A 15,694-nucleotide genomic window follows, 5' to 3' on the forward strand; every position below is an offset into this window, starting at 1 on the left:
CGAGCTACTTCTTGGTGATCGCCGGGCCGAACACTCCCGCGGGTATGACGCCTTGGCCCACGATGGCCTCACGCCACGGCGTCGCGAGCGAGACCAGCCGAGCCGCGCCGTCTTCGCCGAGGGCGGCCCACGGGGCCAGCGCGAGGTCGTTCGTGATGTCCTCGACCAGAGTGCGGAGATCCTTGCCGTCCTGAGTCAACGCGCCTTCGGCCGTCAGTAGTTCACGATCGGCCAAGGACGCCACAGCTCCGTTCCACTGCTCGTTCGACCAGCCACGACGCTTGCGCGCGAATTCCTTCTCGAAGCCGTACCCGGTGGCGGTGTGGGTGATCAGCGCGTCCAGGCCGTTCAACCCTGCCGTCTGCAGCGCGGCGATGTGACCGTCTCCGCGGTATTCGCGGATTAGGGTGAGCGCGTGCCACAACACGAGGTGCGGCGCTTGCGGCCACTCGAGTTCGGCGTAGGCGGCATACAGCGGCCGACCGTCGTCTCCTGGGATTCCACGCGCAGCGATCGATGCGAGGTCGGCAGCTTCGGCCATGTCCGGGGACGACAGCGTCTCGGAGCCCAACAGACGCTGGAATGCGGCGTCGAGTGTGGCGTAACGGATTGCCATGATCTCGTCGGGCGAGGCGATGGCCCAGGCCGCCGGAACCAGCGGGCTGATGAGGTCGCGGTTGAAGTTGTAGAACGTGGCTGCGACGACACCTGCACCGACCGGCCCGAGGGGTGCTGCACGGCCGGCGAAATAGCAGGCCCGTGGCGGTAAGCCAGCAGCAACGAGAGCGTCCTGCGTCTCCGGCAGGAAATAGGTCATCGAATGGATGAGTTCGAGTGCACGAGAGGTGCGGCCGGCAGTGGTTGCGTCCATCTCTGAACCGTAACCGAACCATTTCGGATCGTTCCGCAGGCTCGACCCGCACCACCCGCCGGACCTACTTGAGGCCGGCCGCGTCCATGCCCCGGAGCTCCTTCTTAAGGTCCTGGATCTCGTCGCGCAGGCGACCGGCCAACTCGAACTTCAACTCGCGAGCCGCGTTCATCATCTGATCGGTCATGTTCTTGATCAGGTCCGCCAGCTCGGCGCGCGGCATCGACGAGACATCCTGCCCCTCGTACACCCCGGAGCTGACCGACCTGCCCGCTTCGCCCTGCGCTCGCCGACCGCGGCTGGCGTTCCGACCCGAGCCGCCCACTTCGACAGCAGTGTCGGTGTCCTCCGCTTCCTGATACACCTGATCGAGAATGTCGGCGATCTTCTTGCGCAGCGGTTGCGGATCGACTCCCCGCTCCTTGTTGTAGGCAATCTGCTTCTCGCGCCGACGTTCCGTCTCTTCGATCGCGTACGTCATGGAATCGGTCATCTTGTCGGCGTACATGTGCACTTCACCGGAGACGTTTCGAGCGGCGCGACCGATGGTCTGGATGAGGCTCGTACCGCTGCGGAGGAAGCCTTCCTTGTCAGCGTCGAGAATCGCCACGAGCGACACTTCTGGAAGGTCGAGGCCCTCACGTAGCAGGTTGATGCCGACCAGGACGTCGTATTCACCCAGCCGGAGCTGACGCAGCAGCTCGACTCGGCGCAATGTGTCGATGTCGGAGTGCAGGTACCGGACGCGAATACCCAGCTCGAGTAGGTAATCGGTGAGATCCTCCGACATCTTCTTGGTCAGAGTGGTGACCAGCACGCGCTCGTCTTTCTCCGCGCGCTCCCGGATCTGGTGCACCAGGTCGTCGATCTGTCCCTTGGTGGGCTTGATGACCACCTGGGGATCGACAAGTCCGGTGGGCCTGATGACCTGCTCGACGAACTCCCCTCCGGTCTGGCCGAGCTCGTACTTTCCCGGGGTGGCCGAGAGGTAGACCGTCTGGCCGATCCTCTGTGTGAACTCTTCCCACGTCAGCGGCCGGTTGTCCGTTGCGGAAGGCAACCGGAACCCGAAATCGACCAGGTTCCGTTTGCGCGACATGTCGCCCTCGTACATCGCGCCGATCTGCGGGACGGTGACATGGGATTCGTCGATGACGAGTAGGAAGTCCTCGGGGAAGTAGTCGATCAGGGTCGCGGGTGCGGTGCCGGCCCCGCGACCGTCGATGTGCCGCGAGTAGTTCTCGATGCCGGAGCAGAAGCCGACCTGCTTGATCATCTCCAAGTCGTATTGCGTGCGCATCCGAAGCCGCTGCGCCTCGAGCAGCTTGCCCTTGCCTTCGAGCTCGGCCAGGCGAGCTTCGAGCTCGGCCTCGATGTCCTTGACCGCCCGTTCCATCCGCTCCGGTCCAGCGACGTAGTGGGTGGCCGGGAAGATGCGTACCGAATCGACTTGGCGAACGATGTCGCCCGTCAGCGGATGGAGGTAGTACAGAGCTTCGATCTCGTCGCCGAAGAACTCGATGCGAATCGCCAATTCCTCGTACGACGGAATGATCTCGACAGTATCGCCGCGGACTCGGAACGATCCCCGGGTGAAGGCCATGTCGTTGCGCGTGTACTGCACGTCGACCAGAAGCCGGAGCAGCGCATCGCGCTGGACCTCGACGTTGACCTCGAGCTCGATCGACCGATCGACGTACGACTGCGGGGTGCCGAGACCGTAGATGCACGACACCGAGGCCACCACGACCACGTCTCGGCGGGAGAGCAGGGATGCCGTCGCCGAGTGCCGCAGACGCTCGACGTCGTCGTTGACGGACGAGTCCTTCTCGATGTAGGTATCGGTCTGCGCGATGTACGCCTCGGGCTGGTAGTAGTCGTAGTACGAGACGAAGTACTCGACGGCGTTGTTGGGCAACATGTCTCGCAGCTCGTTCGCCAACTGCGCTGCGAGAGTCTTGTTCGGTGCCATCACCAGGGTGGGGCGCTGCAGTTTCTCGATCAGCCAGGCGGTGGTGGCCGACTTACCGGTACCGGTGGCACCGAGAAGCACGACGTCCTTCTCGTCCGCCTTGATCCGACGTTCGAGTTCGGCGATGGCGGTCGGCTGATCACCGGCCGGAACGTGTTCGCTGACGACCTCGAACGCCGGTCCGGTGCGCTCGATCGCTCCCACCGGACGGTGTTCGGAGTGCGCGACAACGGGATGTTCGGATGCAAACGCCATTACACAAGCGTAGACGCGACCACCGACAAGTTCCGTCGGAGAGACCTCGGAGGTCTGTTCCCGGTAGCTTCTACAGGCATGGTCGCTCACACGTCAGCCGGTGCGCACACCGTCGTTCACGCCCCGAAACACGAGACGTTCGACCTGGTCGCCAAGACCAACGTCGATCCCAAGGGGTTCGTTCGCGTGGTCGACGAATACCGCGTGGAGCCATGGGGGCTGTACATGGCCCGGCCTTCCGACCATGCCCACTTCGATTATCTGGAGTCCTGGCTACTGCCTGCTCTCGGGCTCCGGGCCTCGGTATTCCATTACCTGCCCGCACACGCGAGGGACCAGGACTACTACGTCGACATCGGCGAGTACACGGCCGGGGCCAGCCGATGGACCTCGGTCGATCACTATCTCGACCTCAGTGTTCGCACCGGCCGCGATTACGACCTGCTGGATGTCGACGAGCTGTTCGACGCGCGCGTGGCACAGCATCTGGACACCCCGACAGCCGAGCGGGCGCTGTCCCGATCGATCGCGGCCATCGAAGGACTGACGCGGCACGAATACGACCTGAACGCCTGGCTCGCGTCGATCGGAATGCCGACGGAATGGAACGGCAAACCGGCCTGAACCGCGCAGCTCTGCCTCAGGCAGTCCAGTTCGTCTCCTCCGCCCACTGCCACGCCCGCCGATACGCCACGTCGAACCACGGCGCCTTCGCGTCTATGTAGGCATCGATCGCCGGTTGGTATTCGGCGATCCCGGCGGCGGCTTCTGACGCACGCCGCTTGATAGCGGCGTATTCCGTCGCGACAGCCGCGTCCGCCCGGAGCCAGTCGCGGAACAACAACGCGAACGTCTGGTTCGGCCAACCGTCGACCCGAACATGAACGTTGGCCGGACGGCCGGGATCTGCGTTACCGTGAAAACGCTTGCCCCACACGGCCGGATCGGCCTCACCGCCCACTCCGTACGCGGGCTTCGGATCGTCGAAGTCACTCGACTCGACGCCGGGGAACCCGGCGACGCGCAACTGTTCGCCGACGGAATCTGCGTCGGCCAGCGAACGCACCGTGACCTGAATATCGAGCACGTCCTTGGCATCGAGTCCGGGTACCGCCGTCGATCCGACGTGGTCGATCCGCACAGCCTTGTCCCCACACGCGAGAGCCAGGCGCGCGATCATCCGCCGCGCCTGTAATTCCCAGGCCGGGTCTGCAGTCACCAGTTCCGGATGTGTCCGGGCGACGATCCCCTCTCTGAGGTTGCGCTCGAAGGGAATCACGCGCTCGTTCCACAAGTTTCGTACCTGATCGTCGACGCTGCCGGGCGCACCCGTGTTGTCGATCCACACATCTGCCGCAGCTCGGCGCGCGTCGTCGGTCGCCTGCGCGGCGATACGCGCGCGGGCATCGGCCTCGGGCATGTGTCGTTGGCCGGTCAGCCTGCGGACTCGTTCCTCTGCGTCGACCCAGACGACGACGACCAGATGGAAGAACGGACCCATCGAGCCTTCGACGAGGAGCGGAATGTCCTGCACCACTACGGCATCCGGTGCTGCCCCGTCGATGATCTCGGCGGTGCGCTCACCGACCAACGGATGCACGATCGCGTTGAGTTTCTTGCGGGATTCCTCGTCGCCGAATGCCTTGGCCGCCAAGGCTGGCCGATCGAGCGACCCGTCGGGTGCCAGTATCTCGGTACCGAAGGTGTCCGTCAGTTGTTGCAGTCCAGGCGTTGCCGGCTCCACGACTTCACGTGCGAGTACGTCCGAGTCGACGAGCACTCCCCCGAGTTCGGTCAGCACTTTCGCCACGGTCGATTTGCCGGCACCAATTCCGCCGGTCAGTCCCAGTCTCAGCATGCGTCCAGTCTGACACTCGAACACGCCGAAGCACACCAGCCTCAAATGCACCGGTTTTGCGAGCCTGTCGGTTATCTTCGACGAGCGCAACCTCGATGTGCCGACCCACTGCCAGCGAAAAGGACACCCATGCGAAGCAATCAGATCCAACCGGGTCGGCACCGCCTCGGCATGGATGCAGGCGTTCACTGCATTCTCATTCCAGAAGTTGCCTCGGCGCTGGCCGACCACCGGCGTAACTGGTTCACCAACCTGCTGACCCCCGCCCGCCACAGCTTCGCCACGATGCGTAAGCGCACGGCGAGCGTCGGCCAGTGGAGCCCAGCCACCGCCGCGTAGTTCGCACTCCCCCTCACCCTTGGACCCGGTTCACCAGAACCGGGTCCGTTGTCGTTCCTGCTGCACATCTGCGCCTTCGAACGAGAAAGCCCCGGCTCTCGCAGGGAGAACCGGGGCTGAGGTCACACCCTCACGGGTGGACTACATCTATCAGGCGTTGCCCGACAGCTTCTCGCGAAGTGCAGCGAGCTGCGCATCGCTGGCCAGCGATCCACCGGTCGAGGCCGGAGCCGACGCTGCGGGAGCATCGCCTTCTGCATCGGCGGGAGCCTGACCCGACTCGGAGGAGTAGTTGGTGTTGGCGGCTTCGGCAGCTTCGTCCTTGGCCGTCTTCTCCATCTGAGCGGTGTGCATCTTGTGGCGACGCTCGGCCTCGGCGTAGCGACCTTCCCACTCTTCACGCTGCTTCTCGTAGCCTTCGAGCCATTCGTTGGTCTCGGAGTCGAAGCCCTCGGGGAAGATGTAGTTGCCACCCTCGTCGTACGAGTCGGCCATGCCGTACTTGGACGGGTCGAACTCTTCTGCGTAGTCCTCGTTGGCCTGCTTGAGGCTCAACGAAATCCGGCGACGCTCGAGATCGATGTCGATGACCTTGACGAGTGCGTCGTCGCCGACACCCACGACCTGGTCCGGAACCTCCACGTGGCGCTCGGCCAGCTCGGAGATGTGCACGAGGCCCTCGATGCCCTCTTCGACGCGCACGAATGCACCGAAGGGAACCAGCTTGGTGACCTTGCCGGGCACGATCTGGCCGATCGCGTGGGTGCGAGCGAACTGGCGCCACGGATCTTCCTGAGTTGCCTTGAGCGACAGCGAAACACGCTCGCGGTCCAGGTCGACGTCGAGAACCTCGACGGTGACCTCGGTGCCGACCTCGACGACCTCGGACGGGTGATCGATGTGCTTCCAGGACAGCTCGGAGACGTGCACGAGTCCGTCGACGCCACCCAGGTCCACGAAGGCACCGAAGTTGACGATGGAGGACACGACGCCCTTGCGGACCTGGCCCTTCTGGAGCTGGTGCAGGAACTCGCTGCGGACCTCGGACTGGGTCTGCTCGAGCCATGCGCGGCGCGACAGGACCACGTTGTTGCGGTTCTTGTCGAGCTCGATGATCTTGGCCTCGATCTCCTTGCCGACGTACGGCTGGAGGTCGCGGACGCGACGCATCTCGACGAGCGAGGCAGGCAGGAAGCCGCGGAGACCGATGTCCAGGATGAGTCCACCCTTGACGACCTCGATGACGGTGCCCTTGACGGCCTCGTCCTTCTCCTTGAGCTCCTCGATCGTGCCCCAAGCGCGCTCGTACTGAGCTCGCTTCTTGGACAGGATCAGGCGGCCTTCCTTGTCCTCCTTGGTGAGGACGAGTGCTTCGATCTCATCTCCCACGGAGACGACCTCGTTGGGGTCGACGTCGTGCTTGATGGAGAGCTCGCGAGAAGGGATGACGCCTTCGGTCTTGTAACCGATGTCGAGTAGAACCTCGTCGCGATCGACCTTGACGATGGTGCCTTCGACGATGTCACCATCGTTGAAGTACTTGATCGTCGCGTCGATGGCTGCGAGAAAATCCTCTGCGGAGCCGATATCGTTTACGGCCACCTGCGGTGAGGTTGTGGTTGAGGGCATGTGTTGAGTTGCTCCGGACGGGTTGGGTATCGGTTGATGGATGTTCGGTCGGACCTGTAGAACATGTGCAGCACGAGTGAGGACGGCTATATTCCTGCCGACTCCGCGGACGCAGAGGACGGGCGAACCCGACCTGAGCGCAGCACGAGCACACTCGCGGTGATCAGGGTACGCGATGCCGCAGTACCAGCACAAACCCGGTTAGAGTCGGCGTGTGAACGATCTTCCTGTGCCATCGTCCACTCCCGGCCGCGGCCGTGTCGATTCGGCCGCGAGCGACCGCGCCAGCAGACTCTGGTGGGATTCCGACGCCGACAACTACCACCGTACGCACGGCGCGTTTCTCGGGGTGGCGACCGAATCCGGGGAGTTCGTCTGGTGCCCGGAAGGACTGCACGAGGGCGACGTGCATCTGCTGGGTGACGTCGCGGGCAAGGACGTCCTCGAGGTGGGCTGCGGCAGCGCACCGTGCGCCCGCTGGCTCGGGACCCAGGGCGCGCGCGCCATCGGACTCGACATCTCGATGGGCATGTTGCAGCGCGGCGTCGATGCCATGACCGCGGGTGGGTCGACAGTTCCGCTGGTTCAGGCCAGTGCCGAGTCCCTGCCGTTCGCCGACGAGCGGTTCGACATCGTGTGCTCGGCCTTCGGTGCGGTTCCGTTCGTCGCGGACTCCGCCAATGTGATGAAGGAAGTGGCGCGGGTACTGCGGCCGGGCGGCATCTGGGTGTTCGCGGTCAATCATCCGATGCGCTGGGTGTTCCCCGACGATCCCGGGGTGGGCGGTCTGACCGCAACGATTCCGTACTTCGATCGAACCCCGTACGTCGAGTACGACGCCGACGGGACCCCCAACTACGTCGAGCATCACCGCACGATCGGTGACCGCGTGCGCGAGCTGGTCGCCGCAGGTCTCGAGGTGCGCGACATCGTCGAGCCGGACTGGCCGGAGTGGCTCGACCGCGAGTGGGGTCAGTGGAGCCCACTGCGCGGCCAGCTCTTTCCCGGCACCGCGATCTTCAGCAGCCGTAAACCGCTCTGAACACGGGTTCCGGCACACGGTTCAGCGCCGGTGCACCCGGGCCTCGACGGTCTCGGTGAAGGCGCTGGTCGACGCCTGCCCGCCGAGGTCTGCTGTCGCTACGCCGGATTCGACGGTGTCGTCGACAGCGTGTCGGATCCGCCCGGCGGCTGCGGCGAGCCGGTCGTTCCCATGCCGATCGGCGAGCCACTCGAGCAGCATCGCGGCCGACAGGAACAGCGCCGTCGGATTGGCGCGATTCTTGCCGGCGATGTCCGGGGCGGAACCGTGTGACGCCTGCGCCATGGCCTGTGATTGCGAGGAATTGATCGACGGGGCGGTACCGAGCGAGCCGGACAACTCTCCCGTCAGATCCGACAGGATGTCACCGAACATGTTTTCGGCCACGATGACGTCGTAGTCCCCACCGCGTCGAACCAGATGCGCTGCGAGGGCGTCCACATGTTCTTCGGTGACCTCGACGTGCGGGAACTGCTCGCCCACGCTGCGGCACGCATCGCGGAACAATCCCGTCGTCATCGACAGCACGTTGGTCTTGTGCACGATGGTGAGCTTGCGGCGGCGTCTGTCAGCCAGCAAAAATGCCTCGCGCGCAATGCGTTCGCATGCCCGACGGGTGAACACCCCGACCGCGAGTGCCACGTCGGGAGTCGGCATGAATTCTCCGCTGCCGACGAACATGTTGCGATCGGCATAGAACCCCTCGGTGTTCTCCCGCACCACTACCAAGTCCATGTTCGGCGACATCGCTCGCACGCCGGCAAGGGCTTTCGCAGGCCTGATGTTGGCGAACAGGTCGAAATCCTTCCGAATCCGCCCGCCCGGGGTCAGCTGCGAACGAAACGGCTCCGGATACGAGGCACTGTCGTGCGGCCCCAGAATCCAACACTCGAGCTCGCCCAGCTTCTGCAGCGTGCTCTCGGGCATCGGTGTGCCGTACTCGTCGATGGCACCGCGACCGAGCGGTAGGTGCACCCATTCGACCGCCGATCCCCCGACTGCCGCGATTGCCGCGTCGACCACTCGGATCGTGGCGGGCACGATCTCGTGACCGATGCCGTCGCCGGTCATGGCCCCGATTCGCAACGTGGGTGCATCTCGTCCGTCCATCTGCGACATCATGGACTACATGGTGCAGTCCGCCGAACTCCTCCTCGACTCGGGGCTCGATACTGCGGTTCGCCGCGAGTGGGCGGCACTCTCCGATGCCGGCCTGCCGAGCCAGAACCGTCATCGGGGCGAGTCGAACCGTCCGCACATCACCGTCGTGGTGGCGTCGTCCATGCCCGCGTCCGTCGATTCCGGTGCGGCCGTGCACTTCGACCCGTTCGATGTTCGCCTCGGCGGTCTCGTCGTGTTCGGTGGCCGGACCGCCACCCTGGCCCGTCTGGTCGTGCCGAGCGTCGAGCTGCTCGACCTGCATGCTCGGATGCATGCCGCAGTGGGCTCGGGCTCGTTCGACAACGTCGCCATCGGGCAGTGGACGCCGCACGTCACACTGGCCCGGCGGTTGACACCCGACGAAGCAGGTGCCGCGACGCGCCTGCTGTGCCCGCACCTGGACGACCTGACCGGCTCTGCCGCTGCCCTGCGTCGATGGGACGGCGACAACAAGTGCGAGGGGCGTATCGGCTGACCGTCGGGCCTGTCAGAATCGGAAGTCCCCGAATTGGGTCACCTCCGCGTGTGTATCCGGTGTACGGCCGACAACGACCAACGCATCGAGGGCCAGGAGCACCAACACAACCACCAGTACAATTGTCATGCCACCAGCGTCCTAGCTGCGTCTTCGCCGCACGAGTGGCAGTAACGACATGTATCGTCGATTTTCTGCCATACTGCTGTCATGCTGAAAAAGGTGGTCGCAGTACTGCTGCCCTTGTCCGAACAGTTCGAGCTCGGCGTGGCCTGCGAAGTGTTCGGATTCGACCGATCCGACGAAGGACTGCCCACCTACGACTTCTCGTTGATCGCAGGGGTACCCGACACGATTCGCACCAGGGTTGGTTACACCATCGATGTGCCCCACGATCTCGACCGTCTCGACAGCGCCGATCTGATCATCGTGCCGGCCGGCGGCACCGAGTCGGCCGACGACGGAAGCTATGTGTGCGGCAGCCAGTACAGCCCCTCGATCGAGCCACTTCTCGACAAACTCCGTGATGCGGTGGATCGAGGCGCGCTGGTCGCCAGCCTGTGCAACGGCGCGTTCGTACTCGGCGCGGCGGGCCTACTCGATGGCAGGCGGTGTACGACCCACTGGCGACACTCGGCTTCCTTGGCCTCGAACTACCCGTTGGCCCAGGTCGATCCGAACGTTCTCTACGTGGACGACGGGAACGTCCTGACCAGCGCGGGCACGGCCGCCGGTATCGACCTGTGCCTACACATCGTGCGCAAGTACCAAGGCAGTGTCGTGGCCAACGGAATCGCGCGCAGAATGGTCGTACCGCCGCACCGCGACGGCGGCCAAGCGCAGTTCGTCACCAGTCCCCTGCCCGCGATCCGAACCGAAACCTTGGCTCCGTTGCTCGATTGGATGACCGAAAACCTCGATTCGGAACTCACGATCGGTCGACTGGCCGCGCGGGTCAACATGTCGGCTCGTACGTTCGCCCGCAAATTCGCAGCAGAGACCGGCACGACGCCTGCGCGGTGGCTCAACGACCAACGCGTACTGGCTGCGCAGCAGCTCCTCGAGAACTCCGACCTGCCGATGGATTCAATCGCAGAAGTCGTCGGCTTCGGCAATGCCGCAGCCTTGCGCCAGCATTTCGTCAGACTTCGCTGCACGACGCCGAACTCGTACCGCCGAACATTTCGGGCCGCGCCGCAACCCGTGTGACGGGCCACGAAGGAAGTCGGGCCGGGATGATTCCAGAGAACATCTGTGTTGAGACGAACAAGAAGCGCAATCAATCGAAAGGGTACGCGTGGCCACTCAGACTTTGACTCAACAGAATTTCGACGAGATCGTCACCAACAACGATGTGGTGTTGGTCGACTTCTGGGCCTCGTGGTGCGGTCCGTGCCGCCAGTTCGCGCCGACGTTCGAGAAGTCTTCCGACGCGCACCCGGACATCGTGCACGCCAAGGTCGACACCGAAGCCGAACAAGGCTTGGCCGCTGCGGCGCAGATCCAGTCGATCCCGACGATCATGGCATTTCGCGAAGGCATCCTGGTCTACGCCCAGCCCGGCGCATTGCCCGCTCCGGCGCTCGAAGACCTCGTCGGCCAGATCAAGGCACTCGACATGGACGTCGTCCGCCAGCAGATCGCCGAGCAGGCACCCGCAGCGGAGTAGTTCCACCAGCAACACGAAACGAAGGGCCGCTCACCGAAACCGGTGAGCGGCCCTTCGTTTCGTACATGAGCCGGCCCCGACTCAGTGAGCTGCTGCATCCCAACTGCGACCGGTACCGACCGACACCTCGAGGGGCACCGACAATTCGATGGCCGACGACATCTTGTTCCGCACCAGCGCCTCGACTTCCTCGCGCTCGGAGTCGACGACCTCGAGTACCAACTCATCGTGCACCTGCAACAGCATGCGCGACTTCAAGGTCGATTCCGCCAGAGACTTGTGCACGTCGATCATCGCGACCTTGATGATGTCTGCGGCAGTGCCCTGGATCGGAGCGTTGAGTGCCGCACGCTCGGCGACCTCGCGACGCTGACGATTGTCGCTGTTGAGATCTGGCAGGTAACGACGACGGCCGTACAGCGTCGAGGTGTAGCCCACCTTTCGGGCTTCCTCGACCGCGTTGCGCAGGTAGTCGCGCACGCCGCCGAAGCGAGCGAAGTACGCCTCCATCTGCTGCTTGGCTTCGTCGGTGGAGATCTTCAACTGCGCGGCGAGGCCGAACGCGCTGAGTCCGTAGGCGAGGCCGTACGACATGGCCTTGACTCGACGGCGTAGTTCCGGGGTGACCTCGTCGATCGGTACGCCGAACGCGCGCGAACCGACGAAGCTGTGCAAGTCCTCACCGGTGTTGAACGCTTCGATCAGCCCCTCGTCACCGGATACGTGCGCCATGATGCGCATCTCGATCTGGCTGTAATCGGCGGTGAGCAGGGTGTCGTAGCCGGCACCGACCACAAAGCCGTCGCGGATGTGGCGACCCGCCTCGTTCCGCACCGGAATGTTCTGCAGGTTCGGTTCCGTCGACGACAGTCGTCCGGTGGCCGCGACGGTCTGATTGAACGTGGTGTGAATGCGGCCGTCCTCGGCGACGGACTTGAGCAGGCCGTCCACCGTCACCTTCATTCGTGTGGCATCACGGTGGTCGAGCAGGAACTTCAGGAACGGATGCTCGGTCTTCTCGAACAGCCCCTGAAGAGCATCGGCGTCGGTGGTGTACCCGGTCTTGGTCTTCTTGGTCTTGGGCATGTCGAGTTCCTCGAACAGCACCACCTGCAGCTGTTTGGGCGATCCGAGATTAATCTGCTTGTCGATCACGCCGTACGCAGAATTCGCGGCCTCGTCGACCTGCGCAGCAAAACCCGATTGCAGCGAGCGCAGGTGATCGCCGTCCACTGCGATGCCCGTGGCTTCGATATCGGCAAGCACTGTCAGCAGCGGCAGTTCCATCTCCGAGAGCAGAGTGGTCGACTCGATTGCCGCGAGTTCCGCGTCCAGGGCGTCGGCCAAATCGATGACCGCCCGCGCCTTGAGAATTTCGCCCTCGGCGAATGCCGCGTCAGCGGTGTCCTCGGCGTCGAGAAGTGACATCTGCCCCTCGCCCGCGTCTTCGACGCGTAGTTCGCGCTTGAGGTAGCGCAGCGACAAGTCGTCGAGGTTGAAAGACCGCTGACCGGGCCGGACGAGATACGCCGCGAGCGCGGTATCGGTCGTCAACCCACCGAGCGTCCATCCTCGACCACGAACAGCGTGCAGTGCCCACTTCGCCTCGTGCAGAGCTTTGGGTCGATCCGCATCGGCGAACCACGCGGCCAGAGCGCGTTCGTCGGATTCGTCGAGAGCCGTCGTGGTGACGAAGGCACCTTCGCCGTCTGCTGCCGCGATGGCCACCGAGGTCGCGTCGCTGTCGTACGGCCTGCGTGGTCCGAGGATGGATACCCCGCTACGCCGACCGTCGGACGCATGCTCGTCCAGCCACGCCGCCAACTCCCCGGGCGCGACGATGCCGCCCCGAACGTCGAACCCTTCTTCTGCCTCGGGCTCGACCGAGGCGAGTGTCTCGAACAGTCGATCCCGCAGGATGCGAAACTCCAGATCGTCGAACAGGGCGTGGATCTTCTCGCGATCCCACGGGGCCAGCTCGAGTTGATCAGGTGTGAAGGGCAACGGCACGTCGCGCACCATCTCGGTGAGCTCGCGGTTGAGCACCACACTCGACAAGTTGGCCCGCAATGCGTCGCCCACCTTGCCCTTCACCTTGTCGACGTTGTCGACGAGTGCGGTGAGCGACCCGTATTCGATGATCCACTTGGTCGCCGTCTTCTCTCCGACGCCGGGGATGCCGGGAAGGTTGTCGCTCGGATCTCCGCGCAGAGCTGCGAAGTCCGGGTACTGAGAGGGCGTCAGACCGTATTTGTTGGCGACCTCGTCCGGAGTGAATCGCGTCAGGTCCGAGACACCCTTGCGGGGATAGAGCACTGTGACGTTGTCGGTGACCAGCTGCAGTGCGTCACGATCGCCGGTGACCACGAGGACGCGATAGCCCAGTGCCTCGGCCTGTGTGACCAGAGTGGCGATGATGTCGTCGGCTTCGAATCCTGCCTCGGCCATCACGGGAATGCCCATGGCACCGAGCACGTCCTTGGTGATGTCCACCTGGCCCGCGAACTCGTCCGGCGTCTTGCTCCGATTCGCCTTGTATTCGGGGAACCGCTCGGCTCGGAACGTTTGCCGTGACACGTCGAAGGCGGCGGCGATGTGCGTCGGCTTCTCGTCTCGCAACAGGTTGATCAGCATCGAGGTGAACCCGTACACGGCATTGGTGGACTGACCGCTCGTGGTCTTGAAATTGTCCGCCGGCAAAGCGAAGAAGGCACGGAAGGCCATCGAGTGACCGTCGATGAGGAGCAGCGTCGGACGCTCTTCGGCTGACTTCGCATCGGTCCGGGCTGCGGGTGCTGCACTTTTGTCGGTTACTGGGCTCACGGTTGACCAGTCTAGGTAGCGGGTCCGACATCACGTAGCCGGATGCGGGCACCGCGACGCAATCGCCGCGGCACCGATCTCCCGCAGCGCGAAACACAACCGATACTTTCCGGAAATCTCAGTTGCCGATTTTGCGTCGTTTCAACGGATAGAGTCCGACAATTGCAGTAAATCCCCATCCCGTGACTCAACGACAACCGTCCGGAGGACGTGCGTGGCTCCAAATGTTCGATGGACCAGAAAGGTGCAACCACCGAGGTTGCGCGCAAGATCTGCAGTTCGCGTATTCCAGCGAACACTCCTACTCGCCATCCTGAGTTCCATTGCGGCGCTGCTGTTCAGTGCGCCTGCGTTGGCGCAGGAACCTACCCCCACTCCCCCGGCGGCGCCGGGAACCAGTGCCGAACAGGCACCGCCCGCAGACGCCGTCAGCGTCGCGGGATCGCTCAACAACGGTGGAGAACGCCTCGAAGGGGTCGATGTTGCGGCGCTCGACGCGTCGGGCAGCGAAGTGGCCCGCACCACCAGCGAGACCGGCGGACGCTGGACTCTCGAATTGTCGCCTGGCACATACACATTCCAGGTGGTCCAGGAAACGCTCCCCGACGGGGTGAGCGTGCAGGGCGAGGTCGAGCGCGACGTGCAGGCCGGTCGCTCGAACACCGTCATCTTCTCCTTCGGTGAGGCCAGGACCGCGACCAGCACCCCGTTCTACGAGAAGTTCGTGCGCACCACGGTCGACGGCTTCCGCTTCGGTCTGGTCATCGCGCTCGCGGCGGTCGGTCTGAGCTTGATCTTCGGAACGACGGGCTTGACCAACTTCGCACACGGCGAACTCGTGACGCTCGGAGCCGTCGCGGCATGGTTCTTCAATGTGAGCCTCGGGATACAACTGATTCCGGCCACCGTGCTGGCGATCATTGTCGGAGTCGTGATCGGCTGGCTCAACAACGCCCTGATCTGGCGGCCGTTGCGTAAACGTCGAACCGGCCTGATCGCTCAGCTGGTGGTGACGATCGGACTCGCCATTGCGCTGCGCTACCTCATCCTGATCTTCTTCTCCGACCGCTCGGAGCCATTCGACGACTACCAGGCTCAGACCGAGAACGACTGGGGCCCACTGTCGATCACCAACGTCAACCTCGCCTGCATCGTCATCAGCGTCGTCGTCCTCATCGGCGTCGCACTGATGCTGCAGCGCACCAAGATCGGTAAAGCCATGCGTGCGGTGGCCGACAACCGTGATCTGGCTGCCTCGTCGGGTATCAACGTCGAGCGCGTCGTGACGTTCGTCTGGTGCCTCGGTGGCGGCCTGGCCGCCCTCGGCGGCGTGCTGTTCGGGCTCTCCGAACTCGGCGGCCGCGTGCAATGGGAGATGGGCTTCAAACTCCTACTGCTCATGTTCGCCGGAATCACGCTCGGAGGACTCGGCACGGCCTACGGCGCATTCCTCGGTTGCGTCATCGTGGGTCTGCTCGTGCAGTGGTCGACGTTGGTCATCAATCCCGACCTCAAATACATCGGAGGGTTGCTCGTCTTGATTCTCATCCTCGTCGTCCGTCCTCAGGGCATCCTCGGCTCGCGACAAAGGATCGGGTGA

General features: G+C 64.0%; 13 protein-coding genes. 7 read left to right on the forward strand and 6 right to left on the reverse strand.

The features are described 5' to 3' along the window. Positions 1–4: 4 nt before the first annotated feature. Together AB0O58_RS12705 and uvrB are read right to left on the reverse strand one after the other, a co-directional pair. Positions 5–871: a hypothetical protein gene (locus tag AB0O58_RS12705; RefSeq protein ID WP_283312335.1), complete on the reverse strand. Its 867-nt coding sequence runs from the start codon at positions 869–871 to the stop codon at positions 5–7. A gap of 64 nt (positions 872–935) precedes the next feature. Further along, complete coding sequence (uvrB, locus tag AB0O58_RS12710; RefSeq protein ID WP_283312334.1) at positions 936–3,098, reverse strand: excinuclease ABC subunit UvrB; 2,163 nt, start codon at positions 3,096–3,098, stop codon at positions 936–938. A gap of 78 nt (positions 3,099–3,176) precedes the next feature. Between uvrB and AB0O58_RS12715 the strand changes: the two genes are divergently transcribed. Beyond that, complete coding sequence (locus tag AB0O58_RS12715) at positions 3,177–3,722, forward strand: DUF402 domain-containing protein (protein ID WP_283312333.1); 546 nt, start codon at positions 3,177–3,179, stop codon at positions 3,720–3,722. Between the two features lie 16 nt (positions 3,723–3,738). Here the strand turns inward: AB0O58_RS12715 and coaE are convergent, their stop codons facing one another. Continuing rightward, a complete protein-coding gene (gene coaE / locus AB0O58_RS12720) occupies positions 3,739–4,956 on the reverse strand; it encodes a dephospho-CoA kinase (RefSeq protein WP_283312332.1) in 1,218 nt (405 codons plus the stop codon). Positions 4,957–5,085: 129 nt separating this feature from the next. Between coaE and AB0O58_RS12725 the strand changes: the two genes are divergently transcribed. Beyond that, positions 5,086–5,295 carry a hypothetical protein gene (locus AB0O58_RS12725; RefSeq protein ID WP_121869710.1) on the forward strand — a complete coding sequence of 70 codons (210 nt, stop codon included), beginning with the start codon at positions 5,086–5,088 and terminating at the stop codon, positions 5,293–5,295. Between the two features lie 150 nt (positions 5,296–5,445). Here the strand turns inward: AB0O58_RS12725 and rpsA are convergent, their stop codons facing one another. Continuing rightward, positions 5,446–6,924 (reverse strand): 30S ribosomal protein S1, encoded by a 1,479-nt coding sequence (gene rpsA / locus AB0O58_RS12730; protein WP_027497255.1) that lies wholly within the window; start codon positions 6,922–6,924, stop codon positions 5,446–5,448. Between the two features lie 214 nt (positions 6,925–7,138). Here rpsA and AB0O58_RS12735 point away from each other — a divergent pair, with 214 nt between their 5' ends. Further along, positions 7,139–7,966 carry a class I SAM-dependent methyltransferase gene (locus AB0O58_RS12735; RefSeq protein WP_366238244.1) on the forward strand — a complete coding sequence of 276 codons (828 nt, stop codon included), beginning with the start codon at positions 7,139–7,141 and terminating at the stop codon, positions 7,964–7,966. A 21-nt stretch (positions 7,967–7,987) separates the two neighbouring features. Here the strand turns inward: AB0O58_RS12735 and AB0O58_RS12740 are convergent, their stop codons facing one another. Beyond that, complete coding sequence (locus AB0O58_RS12740) at positions 7,988–9,085, reverse strand: isocitrate/isopropylmalate family dehydrogenase (RefSeq protein ID WP_366238271.1); 1,098 nt, start codon at positions 9,083–9,085, stop codon at positions 7,988–7,990. Positions 9,086–9,095: 10 nt separating this feature from the next. On the opposite strand from AB0O58_RS12740, the gene AB0O58_RS12745 reads away from it, so the two are divergent. The 3 genes from AB0O58_RS12745 (at position 9,096) to trxA (ending at position 11,271) form a co-directional block, all read left to right on the forward strand. Continuing rightward, on the forward strand, positions 9,096–9,602 hold the full coding sequence (locus AB0O58_RS12745) for a 2'-5' RNA ligase family protein (RefSeq protein WP_366238245.1): 507 nt from the start codon (positions 9,096–9,098) through the stop codon (positions 9,600–9,602). A 210-nt stretch (positions 9,603–9,812) separates the two neighbouring features. After that, entirely contained in the window at positions 9,813–10,811 is a 999-nt protein-coding gene (locus AB0O58_RS12750; RefSeq protein ID WP_283312329.1) for a helix-turn-helix domain-containing protein, read from the forward strand. Between the two features lie 88 nt (positions 10,812–10,899). Next, positions 10,900–11,271 (forward strand): thioredoxin, encoded by a 372-nt coding sequence (gene trxA, locus AB0O58_RS12755; protein ID WP_283312328.1) that lies wholly within the window; start codon positions 10,900–10,902, stop codon positions 11,269–11,271. Between the two features lie 81 nt (positions 11,272–11,352). On the opposite strand, the gene polA is transcribed toward trxA, so the two are convergent. Further along, on the reverse strand, positions 11,353–14,094 hold the full coding sequence (polA, locus tag AB0O58_RS12760; RefSeq protein WP_283549408.1) for a DNA polymerase I: 2,742 nt from the start codon (positions 14,092–14,094) through the stop codon (positions 11,353–11,355). 259 nt (positions 14,095–14,353) lie between these two features. Between polA and AB0O58_RS12765 the strand changes: the two genes are divergently transcribed. After that, positions 14,354–15,694, forward strand: coding sequence for a branched-chain amino acid ABC transporter permease (locus tag AB0O58_RS12765; protein WP_366238246.1), 1,341 nt, complete (start codon positions 14,354–14,356; stop codon positions 15,692–15,694).

The organism is Rhodococcus sp. NPDC080181, assembly GCF_040702225.1.
Lineage (GTDB): Bacteria > Actinomycetota > Actinomycetes > Mycobacteriales > Mycobacteriaceae > Rhodococcoides > Rhodococcoides fascians.

Coding starts and splice junctions, on each gene's coding strand:
- AB0O58_RS12705 (WP_283312335.1), bottom strand. CDS start 871: ATGGACGCAACCACTGCCGGCCGCACCTCTCGTGCACTCGAACTCATC.
- rpsA (WP_027497255.1), bottom strand. CDS start 6,924: ATGCCCTCAACCACAACCTCACCGCAGGTGGCCGTAAACGATATCGGC.
- coaE (WP_283312332.1), bottom strand. CDS start 4,956: ATGCTGAGACTGGGACTGACCGGCGGAATTGGTGCCGGCAAATCGACC.
- AB0O58_RS12740 (WP_366238271.1), bottom strand. CDS start 9,085: ATGTCGCAGATGGACGGACGAGATGCACCCACGTTGCGAATCGGGGCC.
- AB0O58_RS12745 (WP_366238245.1), top strand. CDS start 9,096: ATGGTGCAGTCCGCCGAACTCCTCCTCGACTCGGGGCTCGATACTGCG.
- AB0O58_RS12715 (WP_283312333.1), top strand. CDS start 3,177: ATGGTCGCTCACACGTCAGCCGGTGCGCACACCGTCGTTCACGCCCCG.
- AB0O58_RS12750 (WP_283312329.1), top strand. CDS start 9,813: ATGCTGAAAAAGGTGGTCGCAGTACTGCTGCCCTTGTCCGAACAGTTC.
- uvrB (WP_283312334.1), bottom strand. CDS start 3,098: ATGGCGTTTGCATCCGAACATCCCGTTGTCGCGCACTCCGAACACCGT.
- AB0O58_RS12725 (WP_121869710.1), top strand. CDS start 5,086: ATGCGAAGCAATCAGATCCAACCGGGTCGGCACCGCCTCGGCATGGAT.